Raw genomic sequence first — 268 nt, forward strand, 5'->3', positions numbered from 1 at the left:
GTTAAAGTTTGGTTTTGCTCTTGTAGCTGCGGAAGTTCTATTTGAGCTTGGCGCAGGTTTTCTTGCATAGTACTCATTTCGCTACTTAGTGTTTTGTACTGTTGGTGTAAGCCTGCCGTTTTGGTAACAAACTTAGTTTCTATCCAACCTTCGCGGTCTTTATCATCTTTAATTTTTATAAAGCCGTTTTCTTCAGCAGATAACAAGGTTAACTTTGTTCCAGCATCTACAGAGCCGAGTAGTCGATAATTCTTACTCGCACCAGAGC

Annotated in this window: 1 protein-coding gene; it reads right to left on the bottom strand. The window is 40.3% G+C overall.

The annotated features are described in order from the left end of the window. On the bottom strand, positions 1 to 268 hold a 268-nt coding region (locus tag AAEY78_RS13360), incomplete at both ends, for a TIGR04211 family SH3 domain-containing protein (RefSeq protein WP_352339797.1).

It is taken from the genome of Psychrobacter sp. 16-MNA-CIBAN-0192 (assembly GCF_040309565.1).
Taxonomy (GTDB): Bacteria; Pseudomonadota; Gammaproteobacteria; order Pseudomonadales; family Moraxellaceae; genus Psychrobacter.